The sequence below is a fragment of the Sphingomonas caeni genome, assembly GCF_026013415.1.
GTDB classification, from domain to species: domain Bacteria; phylum Pseudomonadota; class Alphaproteobacteria; order Sphingomonadales; family Sphingomonadaceae; genus Sphingomonas; species Sphingomonas caeni.
Window position 1 is genome coordinate 28841 of sequence record NZ_JAPDOK010000004.1, and the last position, 15263, is coordinate 44103.

The window sequence follows — 15263 nt, forward strand, 5'->3', positions numbered from 1 at the left end:
GGCTCAGTCCTCATGACCGGCTTCGGCGGCGCCGAGCGCGGACTTGAGCGTGAAGCTGTTGGCCGCGGCGATCCGCTCGCGCCCTGTCAGCCCGGCGGTCACCACGACCATCGCGCCGTCCTGCCGCCCGAGCGTCACGGGAACCGCACGGAAACCGGCCTCGGTGCGGACGAACACGACGGTCTTGCCTTCGACCGTCTGCACGGCCGTCGATGGCACCTGGATCGTGCTCCCGCTCGATCCGGCAAGCTGGATCGAAGCGGTGACCGGCTCGCCCACGCGCCATTGCCCGCTGCGATTGTCGAGCATCGCAATTGCCGGCACCTGACGGGTCTCGGCGTCCAGCGCCGGCGAGACAAAGCTGATCCGAGCCGGCCGGCTGCGCCCGGGCGCCGTGACCACCACCGTCATTCCCGGGCGCACACGCCCTGCATCGGCCGGAGAGAGCGAAAGCGTGACACTCAACTCATCAAGGCGGGCGATCCGGAACAACTCGGTGTCGGCGGCGTCCGCCGCGAAATTCTGGCCCAGCACCGCAGTGCGCGCGATGATCCGCCCCGAAATCGGCGCTCTGATCACGATGCGGTTGTCGCTGCCGCCGCGGGCACCGCTGGCGGCAACCTGCTGGCGTGCCAGGCGCAGAGCCACCTGCGCCTGCTTGGCGGCCGCCCGCGAGATTTCAACTTCGCGCAGCGGCCGGAAGCCCTTGGCATAGAGCGCCTCGTCGCGCGCGAGCGTGGATCGTGCCAGTTCCAGGGCGGCGAGGGCGCGTTGAACCTCGGCCTGGAGACCTGCCGCCTCGCGGCTTTCGAGCACCGCCAGCGTCTCCCCGGCGCGCACGCTGTCGCCGAGATTGTGGCGCAGCTCGACGATACGGCCGGGCACGGTGGCGGCGACGATCCGCGTCGCCTGTGGATCGCTCTCCAGGAGCGCCGGCAGCTCGATCGTGCCGCCATTGCCGCCGATCGTTGGGCTGACGATTTCGATCCCCGCGGTGGCGATCTGCTGGGGCGTGAGCGTGACAATGCCTTCCTCGCCGTGCGCGGCTTCGGCCTCGGCATGGTTTTCGGCGGGCTGACTCCCGCCGCTACAGGCGCCGAGCGCGAACAGGAGCGGCAGAGCCGCGATAATGAGCTTCATGGTCGGGTTCCCCGGGGCCAGCACGGATTCCGCGCCGGCCGAGCTTCGAAATTGGCGAGCGCCTGGTGCGCGGCGTCAGATGCGTGGCGGCTCGAGCGCCGGGCCGACCATGCGCTTCGCCAGGCGCGACATGACCGGCGCATCCGGGTTCTCGACCGCGATCACCATCCGCGGAAGCGCCGCCGCCGCTACCGGCGTACTCAGGCTATGCCCATGGCAGGCGCCATGATGGTGCGGAACGGGTTGGTCGCTGTCGGCCGGAACCTGGTCGCCGTCGCCTTCGGCATGCGCGGCCGCGCAACAGGGGAGTTCCGCAGTGCGGTAGCTCTCCTGCGCATGCGCACTTGTCGTCGCCACCAGGGACGACGCAAGCAGGCAGAGGAGAAGGAACCATGCATGGCGAAGCATCGGTGCCCGGATAGCGGTCGCCGTCCGCTTTGTCATCGCAACGCCTCCGGTCGCGATCGCGCATCGCGCCAGGCTGGAATCGCCTCGGCCAGAACGCGCCACGCCGAGCGCAGGAACAGAAGCGCGATTGCCCCGCCCACCACAATGTCCGGCCAGGCGGTGCCGGTCACGGCGACCAGCCCGGCCGCGAGAAGCACGCCGATGTTCGAGGCAACGTCGTTGCGCGAGCATTCGAAGGTGCTGCGCATGTTCACATTAGTCTCGCGGAAGCGCCAAAGCAGCGCCAGGCAGACGAGGTTGGCCGCCAGCGCAGCGCCGCCGAAGGCAAGCATCAACGAGCTCGAAGGCGGCACGCCATTCGCCAGCTTGTCGGCAATCTCGACGGCGATTGCGATCCCAAGCAGGAGGATCAGGCCACCTTTGGCGATCGCCGCGCCTGCCTCCCATCTGGGCCCGCGATGCAGTGCATAGAGGCTCAATGCATAAACGAGCGCGTCGCCGAGCATGTCGACCGAGTCCGCCATCAGCGCCGAGGATCGGGCGACCAGCCCTCCGCCGAATTCGATCGCGAACATCGTGAAATTGATGGCCATGACGATAACCAGCACCCGCCGCTGCTCGGCCTTCACGGCAAGCGCGGCGATCGTATCGCCTTTGCTGGAGCAGCAATCATCGGCCATGCACGAAGCCTCAAGTCGTCGGCGTGACTGGACCCATGCACCCTGAAGCCACTATAGGGTCAAGCGATGAAAATCGGCGATCTCGCACGCGTCACCAGCACCAAGGTGGAGACGATCCGCTACTACGAGGCCGAGGGACTGATTCCGCGCCCTGCGCGCAGCAGCAGCAACTACCGCATCTACGAGCAGGCGCATCTCGACCGCCTCTCGTTCATCCGCCGCTCGCGCGACCTCGGCTTCACGCTCCATCAGGTTCGCACGCTGCTGCGGCTGGCCGACGACCCGGCCGCACCGTGCGGCGAGGTCGATGCCATCACGACCGCGCATGTCGTAGAGATCGACCGCAAGCTTGCCGACTTGCAGGCGCTGCGCAGCGAACTGGTCAGGCGCCTCGACAGCTGCGCTGGCTCGACGATAGCGGACTGCCGAATCATCGAAGCACTTTCACCGGGACGTTGACCGGGTCGAAGCACTCCTTCCTTTCGACCGATGATCCTAAGCGGGGCGGGGAGCGAACAGGATGATTCCGGCACCGGCCAAGCAGATCGCAGCGCCAGTCAGGTCCCAACGGTCCGGTCTCAAGCCTTCGACGGCCCAAAGCCAGGCCAGTGAAGCGCAGATATAGATGCCGCCGTACGCCGCATATGTCCGGCCCGCAGCTGCGCTATCGACCAGCGTCAATAGCCACGCAAACAAGGTGAGCGACGCAACCCCAGGTGCGATCCACCACGGCGACTTGCCGAGCCGCAACCAGGCCCAGAATGCGAAGCATCCTCCGATCTCCGCCAGGGCCGCGCCGATATAGGCAAGGATCGTCGGCATCAGGCAGTCCCGCAACATGAGGATGCGATCGGGCGCTTGCCGGACAGGTCGTCGAGGATGACGCAATCCGGTCCCGGTCCCCCGACGCACTCGGCGTCGCAGACTTCAACGAATTGCGCGATACTCTTCTCCAGCGCCCTGAGTTCGCGCAGTTTGGTGCGAACGGCGACGAGGTGCGCATGGGCAAGATCCCTGGCCTCGAGGCAGGATCGCGATCGATCCTCCACGAGCGAGGTCAGCGTGCGCACCTGTTCGATCGAAAATCCGAAATCCCGGCAGCGGCGAATGAAGGTCAGCCGGCGGACGTCATCGTCGCCATAGCGACGCTGGTTGCCCTCCTGGCGATCGGGGCGTGGCAGCAGACCAATGCCCTCATAATAGCGGATGGTCGCTGCGTTGGTGCCGGTGCGCTCGGCGAGTGCGCCGATCCTGTGCGATGCCATGAGGTCCTCGAAAATAGCCCTTGAACCTCAAGTTACTTCAACTTGTATAGCTCTGACTAGCGACGATCGCGACACGTCGGCAACGCCGTTGGCAGGAGTGGATATGAGTGGAATGACCGACATGGCACCAATCGCGTGCACGCTGGACGGCGGCAGCTTCAAGACAAGGATGGCGTGGATTGCCGACCTCAATGCACGGGTCCTGAAGGCCGTGCGGCGCAACGATCTCCGTCTTGAACTCGACTATGCGCCGTCAGCGCTCGCCGATGTCCGGCTGATGGTCGCGCAGGAGCAGGAATGCTGTGCGTTCCTGAACTTCGAACTCACCGAGGGCGAGGACGTCGCGACGCTGGCGATCACAGCGCCGGAGACGGCGCGCGACGCGGCAGAGGCGTTGTTCGGACCTTTTCAGGGGAAGACCTTGCAGGCCACGGACTGCGGCTGCACCGGCGGATGCGGCGCATGAACGCCGAGCCGCAAAAGCAGGACAACCGGACGGTCGGCACCGTTGCCGCTACTGCGTCCGTCGCCGCGCTCGCCTGCGGTGTCTGCTGCGTCCTGCCGCTGGCGATCCCTGCGGCGATGCTGGGTTCGTTCGGTGCTCTCATTTCCTGGTTCGCGCATGCCTATGGCTGGCTGACGCCGATCGCTGTCGCAGCGGTCGCCGCGGGCTGGCTGTGGATTGCCTATCAATCGAAGCGCTCAGGCAAACGCCCGGCCCGGTCCACGCTGGCCATCATGGGCCTTGCGACGGCAATGATGGTACTCGCCTATCTGTGGCCGGCATTCGAAGGACTCATCGGCACAGCGTTGCGGGGGTAAGCGAACCGGTCAGGTGAGGTCGCCGCAAACGCCGTCATTCTTCGACAAAACTCGAAACAGTCGGGGAGCCGGCCGCCCGTATGGTGGAAGGACTAACAGACGGCCGGCTGCCGGTTCACTGCTTCGCGATCGACGTCACCTCGCCCGAGCCGCCTTCGAGCTTGAGCTCGAACGCGACCTTGTCGCCGACCTTCACGCTGTCGCGCAGTGCGGGCGCGGCCTTGAACGCCATCGTCATCGCCGGCCAGCCCGCCTCGGCAATGGGGCCGTGGTCGAGCGTGATGGTGCCCGCGGCCGTGTCGATCGCCGTGACCGTGCCGGAGCCCTTGGCGGTCTTCGCGGCCGGCATCGCCATGTTGCCCATGTCGCCGGACATATTGTCCATGCCCGTCATCGTTCCCGAAGCTTCGGCGGACGTGTTGGCAGCGATCACGTTGGTCCCGGCTTTCTCACCGCACGCGGCGAGCAGCGCGGCGGGGCCGAGCAGGGCAATCAGGTAGAGAGGTTTCATCGTCGTCTTCTCCTTCACGGTTGATCGGATTGAACATCTGGTTTCGCTCTCCGCCGCCGCATCAGCAGGTAAGCGGCGGGGATCACGAACATTGAGAGCAAGGGCGCGGTGAGCATGCCGCCGATCATCGGCGCGGCGATGCGGCTCATCACCTCGGAGCCGGCGCCGGTGCCGATCAGGATCGGCAGGAGTCCGGCGATGATGACCGCGACCGTCATTGCCTTGGGCCGGACCCGGAGTAGCGCGCCTTCGCGAACCGCGGTCGCGACCTCGTCGGTGTCTGGCGTCGGCCCGCGCTCCTCCAGCGCGCTCTTCAGGTAGATCAGCATCACCACGCCGAACTCGGCGGCGACCCCGGCGAGCGCGATGAATCCGACGCCCGTCGCGACCGACTGGTGATAACCGAGCAGATAGAGGATCCAGAACCCGCCGGTCAGCGCGAACGGCAGCGTCCCCATGATCAGCGCCGCCTCACCCAGGCGCCGGAAGATCAAAAACAGCAACAGGAAGATGATCACGAGCGTCGCGGGCACCACCAGCGTCAGCCGTTCGACCGCGCGCTGGAGATATTCGAACTGCCCTGAATAGGCGATGCTGACACCGGGCGAGAGCTTCACCTGCCGGCTCACCGCCGCCTGCAAATCCCCGACGACGGACGCGAGGTCGCGACCGCGCACGTCGATATAGACCCAGGTCGACGGGCGTCCGTTCTCGGTCTTGAGCATCGGCGGGCCGTCGGTGACTTCAATGCGCGCGACCGTCCCGAGCGTAATCTGCTGCCCCGACGGCGTCAGAACGGGGAGCGTCCGCAACTTGTCGATGCTATCGCGAAGCTCGCGGGGGTAGCGGACGTTGATCGGATAGCGCGCAAGGCCTTCGACGGTCTGGCCGACATTCTCGCCGCCGATCGCGCCGGACACGATCCCCTGGACATCGGCGATGTTGAGCCCGTAGCGCGCGGCGGCGGCACGATCGATGTCGACATCGAGATAGCGCCCGCCGGTCAGCCGCTCGGCGAGCGCCGAACTGACCCCTGGCACTGTCTTCGCCACGCCTTCGATATCGTGTGCGATGCGGTCGAGCTGGCCCAGATCGGCGCCAGAGACCTTGATCCCGATCGGGCTCTTGATGCCCGTCGCGAGCATGTCGATCCGGTTGCGGATCGGCGGCACCCAGATATTGGCGAGGCCCGGCACCTTCACCACCCGGTCGAGTTCCTCGACCAGTTTCTCGGGGGTCATGCCCGGCCGCCATTGATCGCGCGGCTTGAAGCGGATCGTCGTCTCGAACATCTCCAGCGGTGCCGGGTCGGTCGCGGTCTCGGCGCGGCCTGCCTTGCCGAACACGCTCTGGACCTCGGGCACGGTCTTGATCATCCGGTCGGTCTGCTGGAGCAGCTCAGACGCCTTGGCCGCCGAGAGCCCCGGCAGTGCCGAGGGCATGTAAAGCAGGTCGCCTTCGTTCATCGTGGGCAGAAACTCGCCGCCCAGGCGCGACGCGGGCCAGGCGGTGGTCGCGAACACCAAAGCCGCGATCAGCAACGTCGTCTTGGGCTTCTTGAGCACCCAGTCGATCGCCGGGCGATAGACGGCGGTGAGCGCGCGGTTGATCGGATTGGCCTGCTCCGACGGAATCCGCCCGCGGATCAGCCAGCCCATCAGCACCGGCACCAACGTCACCGACAGGATCGCGGCGGCCGCCATCGTATAGGTCTTGGTGAAGGCAAGCGGCGCGAACAGCCGGCCTTCCTGTGCCTGGAGCGTGAACACCGGCACGAACGACAGCGTGATGATCAGCAGGCTGAAGAACAGCGCGGGGCCAACCTCGATCGCCGCTTCGGTGATGACGTTCCAGCGCGTGGCGCCTTCGAGCTTGTCGCCGGGATGGTCGTGCTCCCAGCGCTCGATCGCCTTGTGGGCATTCTCGACCATCACGATCGCGGCATCGACCATCGCCCCGATCGCGATCGCGATGCCCCCCAGCGACATGATGTTGGCGTTGACGCCCTGAAACCGCATCACGATGAATGCCGCGAGCACACCAAGCGGCAAGGTCACGATCGCAACCAGCGCCGAGCGGACGTGCCATAGGAACAGCGCGCAGACGATCGCGACGACGATGAACTCCTCGAGCAGCTTGTGGCTGAGATTGTCGATCGCATTGTCGATCAGCTGCGAGCGGTCATAGGTCGGGACGATCGCGACACCGGGCGGGAGGCTCGTGCGGAGCTCGGTCAGCTTGGCCTGGACCGCCGCGATCGTGGTCCGCGCGTCGGCGCCCGAGCGCAGGATGATCACGCCGCCCGCGACCTCGCCATCGCCGTCGAGGTCGGCGATGCCGCGCCGCATCTCGGGCCCGATCTGGATCGTGGCGACATCGCCCAGCGTCACCGGCACGCCGCCTGCCGCCGTACGCAGCGGGATCGCGCGAAAATCATCGAGCGATTTGAGATAGCCCGAAGCGCGGACCATATATTCGGCCTCGCCCATTTCGAGCACCGAGCCGCCGGCCTCCTGGTTGGCGCGTTGGATCGCCTCGACCGCCTGGGCGTGGGTGACGCCGTAGCTGACCAGCTTGGCGGGATCGAGCACGACCTGATATTGCTTGACCATGCCGCCGATGCTCGCGACCTCGGCGACGCCCGGCAGGCCTTTCAGCTCGTAGCGCAGGAACCAATCCTGTATCCCACGCAGCTGCGACAGGTCATGCCCGCCGGTGCGATCGACCAGCGCATATTCATAGATCCAGCCGACGCCAGTCGCGTCGGGCCCGATCGCGCTTCTTGCGCCCTCAGGCAGCCGCCCCTGAACCTGGTTGAGATATTCGAGGACGCGGCTGCGCGCCCAATAGAGGTCGGTTCCGTCCTCGAAGATCACATAGACGAAGCTGTCGCCGAAGAAGGAATAGGCCCTGACCGTCTTGGCGCCCGGCACCGACAGCATCGTCGTCGCAAGCGGATAGGTCACTTGATTCTCGACGATCTGCGGCGCCTGACCCGGATAGGAGGTGCGGATGATCACCTGCGTGTCGGACAGATCCGGCAGCGCGTCGATCGGGGTCGCGCGCACCGCCAGCAGGCCGGCGGCGACCAGCGCGAGCGCGCCGAGCACCACGAAGAAGCGGTTGGCCACCGACCAGCGGATGAGCGATCCGATCATTGGCCGGCTTCCCTGTCCAGGCGGCGCAGCGTCGGACCCTCGGGAGGCTGGTCGAAAGCGAAGCGGACGCGGTCGCCGACCTTATACCCTCGGGCCAGCGCGGGCGTGCCGAGCCGGAAGTGCATCGTCATAGCCGGCCAACGCAGCGCGGGTACGGGTCCGTGGGCAAGCGTGACGCCGGTCGCGTCGATCTTCTCGATCCTGCCGACGCCCTCGTAGAGGCTCGACGAAGCACTTGGCATCGGGGCGGAGCCCGTGATCGGCCGGGCCTGGATGCCCGAGAGGCTCGCCTCGGAATCGAGCAGGAACTGGCCCGACGCCGCGATCTTTTCGCCTTCCGACAATCCGGCGACGATCTCGGTCCGGCCTCCCGCTTCGGCGCCGGTCCGGACTTCGGCAGGCTGGTAGCGGCCACCCGGCAGCACGAGCATCACCAGGGTTCGCTTGCCGGTGCGGATCACGGCTTCCGACGGGACGAGCAGCGCCGACCGGCTGGTGCCGCCAAAGTCGACGCTCGCAAACATTCCCGGCCGCAACCGTCCGCCGCGGTTGGGGAGCTCGATGCGAACCGTCAGGGTGCGGCTCTCGGCCTGGACGTCTGGAAGGATCGCCGCGACCCGCCCGGTGAAATGCTCGCCCGGAAAGGCCGCAAGCGTGGCGGTCGCGCTCTGGCCGGGCTTGAGCTGTCCTGCCATCGCCTCGGGGACCGCCGCGTTGAGCCAGACGGTTCCAAGGCCATTGATCTCGGCAAGCGTTTGCCCGGCCGACACGGTCATGCCCGCGCGAACGCCAAGCGTCTTGATCGTGCCGCCGGTAGGTGTCGAGACCGTGATGACGTTGTACGGCCGACCGGTGCGCTCCACCGTGCTGATCGTGCCGGGCGGCATGCCGAGCAGTGCCAGCCGCTGGCGCGCGGCGCGCGTCAGCGCAGCGTCACCGGTTCGCCTGACCGCGAGATATTCGGCTTGCGCGCCGGCCCATTCGGGAATGAGCAGGTCCGCCAGCGGTGCGCCGGCGCCGATCACGTCACCGGGCGCGCGGCCATAGACGCGCTGGACGAAGCCCGAGGCGCGCGCCTGGATGATCGCCACGTCGCGCTGGTTGAAATCGATCGTGCCGGTCGCCGTGAGGCCGCTCGCAAGCGTGCCGCGCTCAGCCGTGACGGTCCGGACGCCCAGGCTTTGCGTCCGCGCGGGATCGATCCGGACGCCGGCGCCGCCCGACGCCTCGTCGGCGTATTTGGGGACGAGCTGCATATCCATGAACGGCGATTTGCCGGGCTTGTCGAAACGCTGGCTCGGCACCATCGGGTCGTACCAGTAAAGGATCTTGCGGTTGCTCTCGGTCTGCGAAGACTGAGCGCCGGTCCCGCCGAGATGCGCGATGCCGTAGCCGGCGCCGCCGGCCACAAGCGCGATCGCCGCTGCGGCGAGCCCGAGTTGCGCGCGGCGCGAGGGTTCGATCGTCATTGGTCACTCCCATAGGTCAGGACCAGCCGCGCCCCATCGCGTGCGACCAGCGCCTCGCGATCGAGCGCCAGGAGTCCCGCGTCGGCAAACATGGACTGGGCCGCGATCACGTCGATCAGCGTTGCGCGACCGGCGGAATAGCTCACGATCTCGAGGTCGGCGCGCTGGCGTGCGAGCGGCAGAAGTTCATCGCGCGCCCGCATCCATTGCTCGTGATGCATGGCATGATCCGCGAGCCCGGCCTCGAGATCTGCGACGAGCGCTCGTCGCAGATCCTCCTGATCGGCGCGGGCGGCGCCGGCCGATGCCGTGCTCGCCGCGATCATCGGATCCTGGCGCCGCCGCGTGAACAGTGGCAGGTCGACCCGGACGCCTACGGAAACCATATCCCCGTAGCGCGGGTACCGTCGCTGATAGCTGACGTCGAATCCCCAGTCCGGACGCTTGTCCGCGCGCGCCACCTCGACGCTCGCTTCACTTTGGCGGGTTCGGGCCATTGCCACCGCGAGCTCGGGGTTCTGGTCGATTGCGGCGCGGAGCGCCGCAGGATCGATGGCGAACTCGGGAATGGCTCCCTCGATCTGTGGGTTGGGGTCCCCCGTCCAGCGCGACAGGATAGCGCGCGCCCGGGCGACTTCGGCGGCAATTTCGCTGCGCCGGTCTTCGAGACGGGAGATGGCCTGGCGCGTTTCCAGCGCCTGCGCGGGGCGGACGGTTCCGGACGTCACCGCGGACGTCGCCGCCGAGACCAGTTCGCGCAACTCGACCAGCACCGAATCGATCAGCGCCAGCCTGCGCTCGGCATAGGCCAGATCGATCCAGGCAAGCGCCACCGCGATCCGAACGCGCCGACGTTCGGCCATCTGTGCCGCTTCGGCGACGCCGACCCCGGCAGTCGCAAATCCGGTACGCGCCCGACGCTTGCCTGGGTTCGGGAGGTCCTGACTGATGCCGACCCGCGCCATCGTCATTTCGTCACCGCCGAAGGTGAAGGCGGGCGGGCCCGAAACCGGGAAATTGTCGAGCCCGAAACTGAGCTTCGGATCGGGAAGCTGGCCCGCCGGTATCACGCTCGATCGCCTCGCATCGACATCGAGCGAACGCGCGCGCAGCGAGGGCGCCTGCCCGACCGCAAGCGTCAGGGCTTCGTCGAAGGTCAGCGGATCGGCGAACGCCGCGCTGGGGAGCGCCGCGAGCAGCGGCGCGAGGAATAATAATCGCATGGAACACTTCCGACCGGAGGTCGATCAGGCCGCGGTTGGGCGAAGGTCCGCGCGTATCGAAGCGAAGTTCGCTTCGATACGCGGGCATCGCCGCGCCTTTAGGGGCCGATCGTCGGGACGGCGGCAGAGCGCTCGGCATGCGCTCGCGCGCACGCATCAGCCAACCTGCCGCCGAGGCGGATCAGCCCAGCTGTGTCGGTGGATGTTGCTCGGGTGGGGGGTCGCTGCCTGCGAGCACCGAGGTGGCAGGCCAAAAGACCTGCCGCATGGCCATGCCGGGCTCCGCGACCGCCGCGGCCTGGTCCTGGACGAGAACCGGCACGACACACCCCATCGCCGCGATGCAGTCAAGCGTCATGCCCTTGCACGGCGTTGGCGCGGACGGTGGTGCCTTGCGCATCATCTCCATGCAATCGGCGTCCATCCCGGAAACCGCGGCCGGCGCGACCGCCATCCGTGGACCCAGCGCATAGGCCGATTCGGCGCCGAACAGGCCGATCAGGGCTCCCAGGAGAAGCAGGAAGTGAAGTGCGCGCGGCATTGGAGTGGACGCCTAGCCGAAAAACGGTGGAGCAACAATTCGCGATGAACCTATGCCAGCGGCGCGCGAGGATCCCTTCAATCGCAGGCGGGAGTGCAGCGCGGCATTGGGCTGGGTTAGCGCCTTCAACGCCTACCTCAGGGAGGCTTCGCCTGATCGCACGACAACGTCTGGAGCGATTGTGCTAGTCCCGGCCGATGTCGAACGCGCCGATTCTCGAACTCTTGCTGCGGGGGGCTGCCGTGGGCGGCTTTCTCGGCCTGGCGATCGCGATCGGGCGCGGCGGTTTCGCACGTGCGCGGGTTGCCGGCATCTTGTTCTGCCTCGCGGCCGCCGCGCATACGTGGACGCAATTGCCGGAAATCCGTCCGGCCCTGGGCGTGGCATGGGTACCGATCTGGTCGCTCTCGGTCGTCGGCGCGGGATTGTTCTGGGCGTTTGCGATCGAGCTGTTCGAGGACCGCGCGCGCTTCGAGTTCCGACGCCTGGTACCGATTGCAGCGTTGTTGGCTCTGAGTGTCGGCACGACGATCACAACCGGCAATTTCGCGAAGGGCCTCTGGCTCGCCCACAATCTCATCGGCGCGATATTGATGGCGCACGTCCTGTTCATCGTTGCGGCGGGCTGGAAAAGCGATCTGGTCGAGCCACGCCGGCGACTGCGCGGTCCGGTGCTCGCAGCGGGTGCCACCTATGCGTTTGCCGTCACGGTCGTCGAGTCCGGCGAAATCCTCGGGCGATCGGCGGAGGCGTTTTCGCCGATCGCGGCCACGCTGCTTTTTGCGATGAGCATGGCCGGGGTGCTGGCGTTCCTGCGCGCCGATGCGGCGCTGTTCGGACCGACCGAGGAAGCACCGACGGAGGACGCATCTGAACCGCCGGCCGAGCTGGCGGCAGAGGATGCACGTGCGGCGGCGATGCTGGAGCGATTGATGCGCGAGGAGCGCCTCTCGCGGGAACCCGGACTGACGGTCGCGGCGCTGGCTGCAAGACTGCGGATGCCCGAATATCGCCTGCGTCGCCTGATCAACCAGCGGCTCGGCCACCGAAACTTCAACACCTTTCTCAATCAGTGGCGGCTTGCGGAAGCCAAGGAAGCGCTCGCCGACCCCGCGCAGCGCGAAGTGCCGATCTCGACGATCGCGCTCGATGCCGGTTTCTCGTCGCTCGGCCCCTTCAACCGCGCCTTTCGGACGGAGACTGGTCAGACGCCCAGCGAGTTTCGCACGCGTTCGCTGGGTGCTAGTGCTATCGCCTAACAACCTGATCCGGCGCGCTCTTTTCGGATTCGGCGAGCCGCGTTTCGATTTCGGCTAGCCTGATTTCGACAACGGCGAGCCAACCCCGCCGTCATCTGCAATGCGGCTCCCATCGCGCCATTTCGGCGCAGGGAGCACCGCTTGACCCGCATTCATACCGTCGCCGCCCGGCCCATCTTCGACGTTCCCACTCGGTGGGAACACTGACGATGCGCAGACCGCGTTTCATCGCCGAGCAGGCGCGCAATGCGAAAGGGCTGCTGGGGTGGCTGATCGCCTCGATCATGGCGCGCGAGACATGGGATGTGAACCAGCGCGCCATCGAAGCGCTGGAGGTCGAGCCGCGCGACCATATCCTCGACGTCGGCTGCGGCCATGGACGCGGCCTGGCCATGCTGGCGGCGCTAGCGCCGAAGGGCCGCGTTACGGGCGCGGACCCATCGGCGCTCATGGCGGAGATCGCCGTGAAGCGGAACCGCAAGCTCGTGCGGGCGCGGCGCGTCGGCGTCGTGATCGCGGGCGCCGAGTCGCTGCCGTTTCCGGACGCGACGTTCGACAAGGCGATGTGCATCCATGTCGTCTATTTCTGGACCGATCTTGGCGCTGCCCTGCGCGAGATCGCGCGCGTCCTGAAGCCCGGCGGGCGCCTCGTCCTGGTGCTCCGCACCAACGCCAATGCTGCCGCGGTGCAGGCGTTCCCCATCGACGTCTACAACTTCTCCACGCTCGAAGAGATCGTCACCGCGCTCGAAGTCGCCGGCTTCGCGGTCGATCTGCCGAGTGATGCTTCCGCCGCGCAGCACGCCGGCCCGATCCTGATCACGGCCGCCCGGCAGAGGCTTCCAGAACTCGAAAACGCAGGAGTGCGCCCATGATCTCGCTCGACACCGTGCTGCACGGGCTCACCACCGTGCTGCCCCATGTCCTGATGCTCGAAGGCGGGCGGTACGTCGTCACCGCCGGGCTGGTGAGCCTTGCAACCTGGATCTTCTGGCGGAGCTGGTTCCGGGCTCGCAAGATCCAGAGCCGGTCCGCGACCGCGAGCGATTATCGCCGCGAGGTGCTCGCGTCCGCGCGCACCGTGCTTATCTTCACGTTGACCGGCTTCAGCATGTACCTCGCCGTCCGTTCCGGCTGGCTCAGGGTCTACAAGGACTTCTCGGTCCAGGGTCCGGTCTATTTCGCGGTGACGCTTGCGCTGATGATCGCCGCGCACGACGCCTATTTCTACTGGACGCACCGCGCGATGCACCATCCGCGGCTGTTCCGCGCCTTTCACTGGACGCACCACAAGTCGCGCACGCCGACGCCCTGGACCGCCTATGCCTTCGATGCGCCCGAGGCGATCGTCATGGTCGCGTTCGTGCCGATCTGGGCCGCGATCGTGCCGATGCACGACACCGCGCTCTACATCTTCATGACCTGGCAGATCGCGCGCAACGTGATCGGCCACGCCGGCGTCGAATTCTCGCCCGTTTCCGGGCGCCGCTCGCGGCTATGGGGCTGGCTCAACACCACCACGCACCACGACCTCCACCACCAGAGTGGGCGCACGAACTATGGGCTCTATTTCAGCTGGTGGGACCGCTGGATGGCCACCGAGCACCCCGACTATCAGGCGCGCGTCGCCGAGGTCGCGGAGCGCTCGCGCGCCGCGCGCAAGCCGGGCACGCCCTTTTCACCGATGAGACCGGCGGGCGAATCGTGATGGGCGGTAGCTTGTATGCGCGCACGGCAATACCCAGAATATCCAGTGAGGGAGCGAGCATGACCGAGGCGATCGGAGACGAGCGGCACACCCATTGGCAATCCGTCTACGGCACCAAGGCACCGGGCGATGTGAGCTGGTTCCAGGAGCGGCCGGACGTGTCGCTCACACTGATCGAGGCGACGGGCCTGCCCAGCGAGGCCGCAATCCTCGATGTCGGCGGCGGCGCTTCGACGCTGGTCGACCACCTGCTGGCGTCGGGCCATTCGTCGCTCGCGGTCCTCGACATTTCCGAAGCGGCGCTGGAGCACGCCCGTAGGCGGCTGGGGAGCGAAGCCGATCGCGTTCAATGGATCGCGTCCGACGTCACGCGCTGGCGCGCGGCCGCGCCTGTCGATCTCTGGCACGACCGCGCCGTCCTCCATTTCCTGACCGCACGCCCCGATCAGGAGGCCTATTTCGACACGCTCCGCGCCGCGCTGAAGCCGGGCGGCTGGGCGATCATCGCGGGCTTCGCGCCGGGCGGGCCGCTCAAGTGCAGCGGGCTCGAGATCGTCCAGCACGATGCCGAGAGCCTGGCCGCGCTTCTCGATTATGAGTTCCGGCTGATCGACACCCGCGACGAGGTGCACCACACGCCCTGGGGCGCGGAGCAGGCGTTCCGCTACCATCTGTTCTGGCGCGGTTGAGATCGGCTTCAGTGTCGAGCGACGCTGAGCCGCTTGCGACGGAAGCGACGAAGCATCCTGCGGTGTGATATCCCCTTCCTTTGGGCCGCCCGGCTATGGACTCCAACCTCCAGCCGCTCGAAACCGGGACCGAAAGGAATCGGCATTGGCATTTATCGATGACCTCCAGGAGGGCGGCGGAAACTTCATCTTCAAGCGGACCGAGGGCGGCGCGTCGCTCAGCCCGACCAGCGACCGCGATGCCGACCTCACCTCCTTCCAGAATCTCGTGCGCCGCGTCCGGGCAAATGAGGGGGACGGCTATTCGATCCACCTCGAGCACGCCTGCGCGGACCGCCCCGGCGGTCTCATCGACCTGATCGTCCTCGCAATTGACGACTGATCCCGGCT

Annotated in this window: 18 protein-coding genes; 8 read left to right on the forward strand and 10 right to left on the reverse strand. The window is 67.0% G+C overall.

Annotated elements, in window-relative coordinates:
* Positions 1-3 precede the first annotated feature (3 nt).
* From OF829_RS11665 to OF829_RS11675, 3 genes are all read right to left on the reverse strand, one after another.
* The gene (locus OF829_RS11665) at positions 4-1140 is read right to left on the reverse strand and encodes an efflux RND transporter periplasmic adaptor subunit (protein WP_264940226.1); all 1137 of its coding nucleotides are present in this window, start codon (positions 1138-1140) and stop codon (positions 4-6) included.
* 75 nt (positions 1141-1215) lie between these two features.
* Complete coding sequence (locus tag OF829_RS11670) at positions 1216-1497, reverse strand: hypothetical protein (protein ID WP_264940228.1); 282 nt, start codon at positions 1495-1497, stop codon at positions 1216-1218.
* Between the two features lie 83 nt (positions 1498-1580).
* Positions 1581-2228 carry a cation transporter gene (locus OF829_RS11675; protein ID WP_264940229.1) on the reverse strand — a complete coding sequence of 216 codons (648 nt, stop codon included), beginning with the start codon at positions 2226-2228 and terminating at the stop codon, positions 1581-1583.
* 66 nt (positions 2229-2294) lie between these two features.
* On the opposite strand from OF829_RS11675, the gene OF829_RS11680 reads away from it, so the two are divergent.
* Entirely contained in the window at positions 2295-2687 is a 393-nt protein-coding gene (locus OF829_RS11680; RefSeq protein WP_264940230.1) for a MerR family transcriptional regulator, read from the forward strand.
* Between the two features lie 36 nt (positions 2688-2723).
* Here the strand turns inward: OF829_RS11680 and OF829_RS11685 are convergent, their stop codons facing one another.
* Entirely contained in the window at positions 2724-3050 is a 327-nt protein-coding gene (locus OF829_RS11685) for a YnfA family protein (RefSeq protein WP_264940231.1), read from the reverse strand.
* Positions 3050-3493 (reverse strand): MerR family transcriptional regulator, encoded by a 444-nt coding sequence (locus tag OF829_RS11690; RefSeq protein ID WP_264940232.1) that lies wholly within the window; start codon positions 3491-3493, stop codon positions 3050-3052. The genes OF829_RS11685 and OF829_RS11690 overlap by 1 nt, the downstream gene beginning before the upstream one ends.
* Positions 3494-3605: 112 nt before the next feature.
* Here OF829_RS11690 and OF829_RS11695 point away from each other — a divergent pair, with 112 nt between their 5' ends.
* Together OF829_RS11695 and OF829_RS11700 are read left to right on the forward strand one after the other, a co-directional pair.
* Entirely contained in the window at positions 3606-3959 is a 354-nt protein-coding gene (locus OF829_RS11695) for a hypothetical protein (protein WP_264940233.1), read from the forward strand.
* Positions 3956-4315, forward strand: coding sequence for a hypothetical protein (locus OF829_RS11700; protein WP_264940234.1), 360 nt, complete (start codon positions 3956-3958; stop codon positions 4313-4315). Before OF829_RS11695 ends, OF829_RS11700 begins: the two co-directional genes overlap by 4 nt.
* A gap of 115 nt (positions 4316-4430) precedes the next feature.
* On the opposite strand, the gene OF829_RS11705 is transcribed toward OF829_RS11700, so the two are convergent.
* From OF829_RS11705 to OF829_RS11725, 5 genes are all read right to left on the reverse strand, one after another.
* Positions 4431-4826: a copper-binding protein gene (locus OF829_RS11705; protein WP_264940235.1), complete on the reverse strand. Its 396-nt coding sequence runs from the start codon at positions 4824-4826 to the stop codon at positions 4431-4433.
* A 14-nt stretch (positions 4827-4840) separates the two neighbouring features.
* On the reverse strand, positions 4841-7984 hold the full coding sequence (locus OF829_RS11710; RefSeq protein WP_264940236.1) for an efflux RND transporter permease subunit: 3144 nt from the start codon (positions 7982-7984) through the stop codon (positions 4841-4843).
* Positions 7981-9453, reverse strand: coding sequence for an efflux RND transporter periplasmic adaptor subunit (locus tag OF829_RS11715; protein ID WP_264940237.1), 1473 nt, complete (start codon positions 9451-9453; stop codon positions 7981-7983). The genes OF829_RS11710 and OF829_RS11715 overlap by 4 nt, the downstream gene beginning before the upstream one ends.
* The gene (locus tag OF829_RS11720) at positions 9450-10676 is read right to left on the reverse strand and encodes a TolC family protein (protein ID WP_264940238.1); all 1227 of its coding nucleotides are present in this window, start codon (positions 10674-10676) and stop codon (positions 9450-9452) included. Before OF829_RS11720 ends, OF829_RS11715 begins: the two co-directional genes overlap by 4 nt.
* A gap of 181 nt (positions 10677-10857) precedes the next feature.
* Positions 10858-11217, reverse strand: coding sequence for a hypothetical protein (locus tag OF829_RS11725; protein ID WP_264940239.1), 360 nt, complete (start codon positions 11215-11217; stop codon positions 10858-10860).
* Between the two features lie 197 nt (positions 11218-11414).
* On the opposite strand from OF829_RS11725, the gene OF829_RS11730 reads away from it, so the two are divergent.
* The 5 genes from OF829_RS11730 (at position 11415) to OF829_RS11750 (ending at position 15255) form a co-directional block, all read left to right on the forward strand.
* Positions 11415-12476: a helix-turn-helix domain-containing protein gene (locus OF829_RS11730; RefSeq protein WP_264940240.1), complete on the forward strand. Its 1062-nt coding sequence runs from the start codon at positions 11415-11417 to the stop codon at positions 12474-12476.
* Between the two features lie 209 nt (positions 12477-12685).
* Positions 12686-13351 carry a class I SAM-dependent methyltransferase gene (locus tag OF829_RS11735; protein ID WP_319951548.1) on the forward strand — a complete coding sequence of 222 codons (666 nt, stop codon included), beginning with the start codon at positions 12686-12688 and terminating at the stop codon, positions 13349-13351.
* Positions 13348-14184 (forward strand): sterol desaturase family protein, encoded by an 837-nt coding sequence (locus tag OF829_RS11740; RefSeq protein ID WP_264940241.1) that lies wholly within the window; start codon positions 13348-13350, stop codon positions 14182-14184. Before OF829_RS11735 ends, OF829_RS11740 begins: the two co-directional genes overlap by 4 nt.
* A gap of 59 nt (positions 14185-14243) precedes the next feature.
* Positions 14244-14873, forward strand: a complete 630-nt coding sequence (locus OF829_RS11745; RefSeq protein ID WP_264940243.1) for a class I SAM-dependent methyltransferase — start codon at positions 14244-14246, stop codon at positions 14871-14873.
* A gap of 145 nt (positions 14874-15018) precedes the next feature.
* Entirely contained in the window at positions 15019-15255 is a 237-nt protein-coding gene (locus tag OF829_RS11750; RefSeq protein ID WP_264940244.1) for a hypothetical protein, read from the forward strand.
* The last annotated feature ends 8 nt before the right edge of the window (positions 15256-15263 follow it).

What these genes read in the sequence shown, in the direction of transcription:
- OF829_RS11665 (WP_264940226.1), bottom strand. Translation starts at nt 1,140, where the DNA reads ATGAAGCTCATTATCGCGGCTCTGCCGCTCCTGTTCGCGCTCGGCGCC.
- OF829_RS11675 (WP_264940229.1), bottom strand. Translation starts at nt 2,228, where the DNA reads ATGGCCGATGATTGCTGCTCCAGCAAAGGCGATACGATCGCCGCGCTT.
- OF829_RS11680 (WP_264940230.1), top strand. Translation starts at nt 2,295, where the DNA reads ATGAAAATCGGCGATCTCGCACGCGTCACCAGCACCAAGGTGGAGACG.
- OF829_RS11685 (WP_264940231.1), bottom strand. Translation starts at nt 3,050, where the DNA reads ATGCCGACGATCCTTGCCTATATCGGCGCGGCCCTGGCGGAGATCGGA.
- OF829_RS11690 (WP_264940232.1), bottom strand. Translation starts at nt 3,493, where the DNA reads ATGGCATCGCACAGGATCGGCGCACTCGCCGAGCGCACCGGCACCAAC.
- OF829_RS11695 (WP_264940233.1), top strand. Translation starts at nt 3,606, where the DNA reads ATGACCGACATGGCACCAATCGCGTGCACGCTGGACGGCGGCAGCTTC.
- OF829_RS11700 (WP_264940234.1), top strand. Translation starts at nt 3,956, where the DNA reads ATGAACGCCGAGCCGCAAAAGCAGGACAACCGGACGGTCGGCACCGTT.
- OF829_RS11705 (WP_264940235.1), bottom strand. Translation starts at nt 4,826, where the DNA reads ATGAAACCTCTCTACCTGATTGCCCTGCTCGGCCCCGCCGCGCTGCTC.
- OF829_RS11710 (WP_264940236.1), bottom strand. Translation starts at nt 7,984, where the DNA reads ATGATCGGATCGCTCATCCGCTGGTCGGTGGCCAACCGCTTCTTCGTG.
- OF829_RS11715 (WP_264940237.1), bottom strand. Translation starts at nt 9,453, where the DNA reads ATGACGATCGAACCCTCGCGCCGCGCGCAACTCGGGCTCGCCGCAGCG.
- OF829_RS11720 (WP_264940238.1), bottom strand. Translation starts at nt 10,676, where the DNA reads ATGCGATTATTATTCCTCGCGCCGCTGCTCGCGGCGCTCCCCAGCGCG.
- OF829_RS11725 (WP_264940239.1), bottom strand. Translation starts at nt 11,217, where the DNA reads ATGCCGCGCGCACTTCACTTCCTGCTTCTCCTGGGAGCCCTGATCGGC.
- OF829_RS11730 (WP_264940240.1), top strand. Translation starts at nt 11,415, where the DNA reads ATGTCGAACGCGCCGATTCTCGAACTCTTGCTGCGGGGGGCTGCCGTG.
- OF829_RS11735 (WP_319951548.1), top strand. Translation starts at nt 12,686, where the DNA reads ATGCGCAGACCGCGTTTCATCGCCGAGCAGGCGCGCAATGCGAAAGGG.
- OF829_RS11740 (WP_264940241.1), top strand. Translation starts at nt 13,348, where the DNA reads ATGATCTCGCTCGACACCGTGCTGCACGGGCTCACCACCGTGCTGCCC.
- OF829_RS11745 (WP_264940243.1), top strand. Translation starts at nt 14,244, where the DNA reads ATGACCGAGGCGATCGGAGACGAGCGGCACACCCATTGGCAATCCGTC.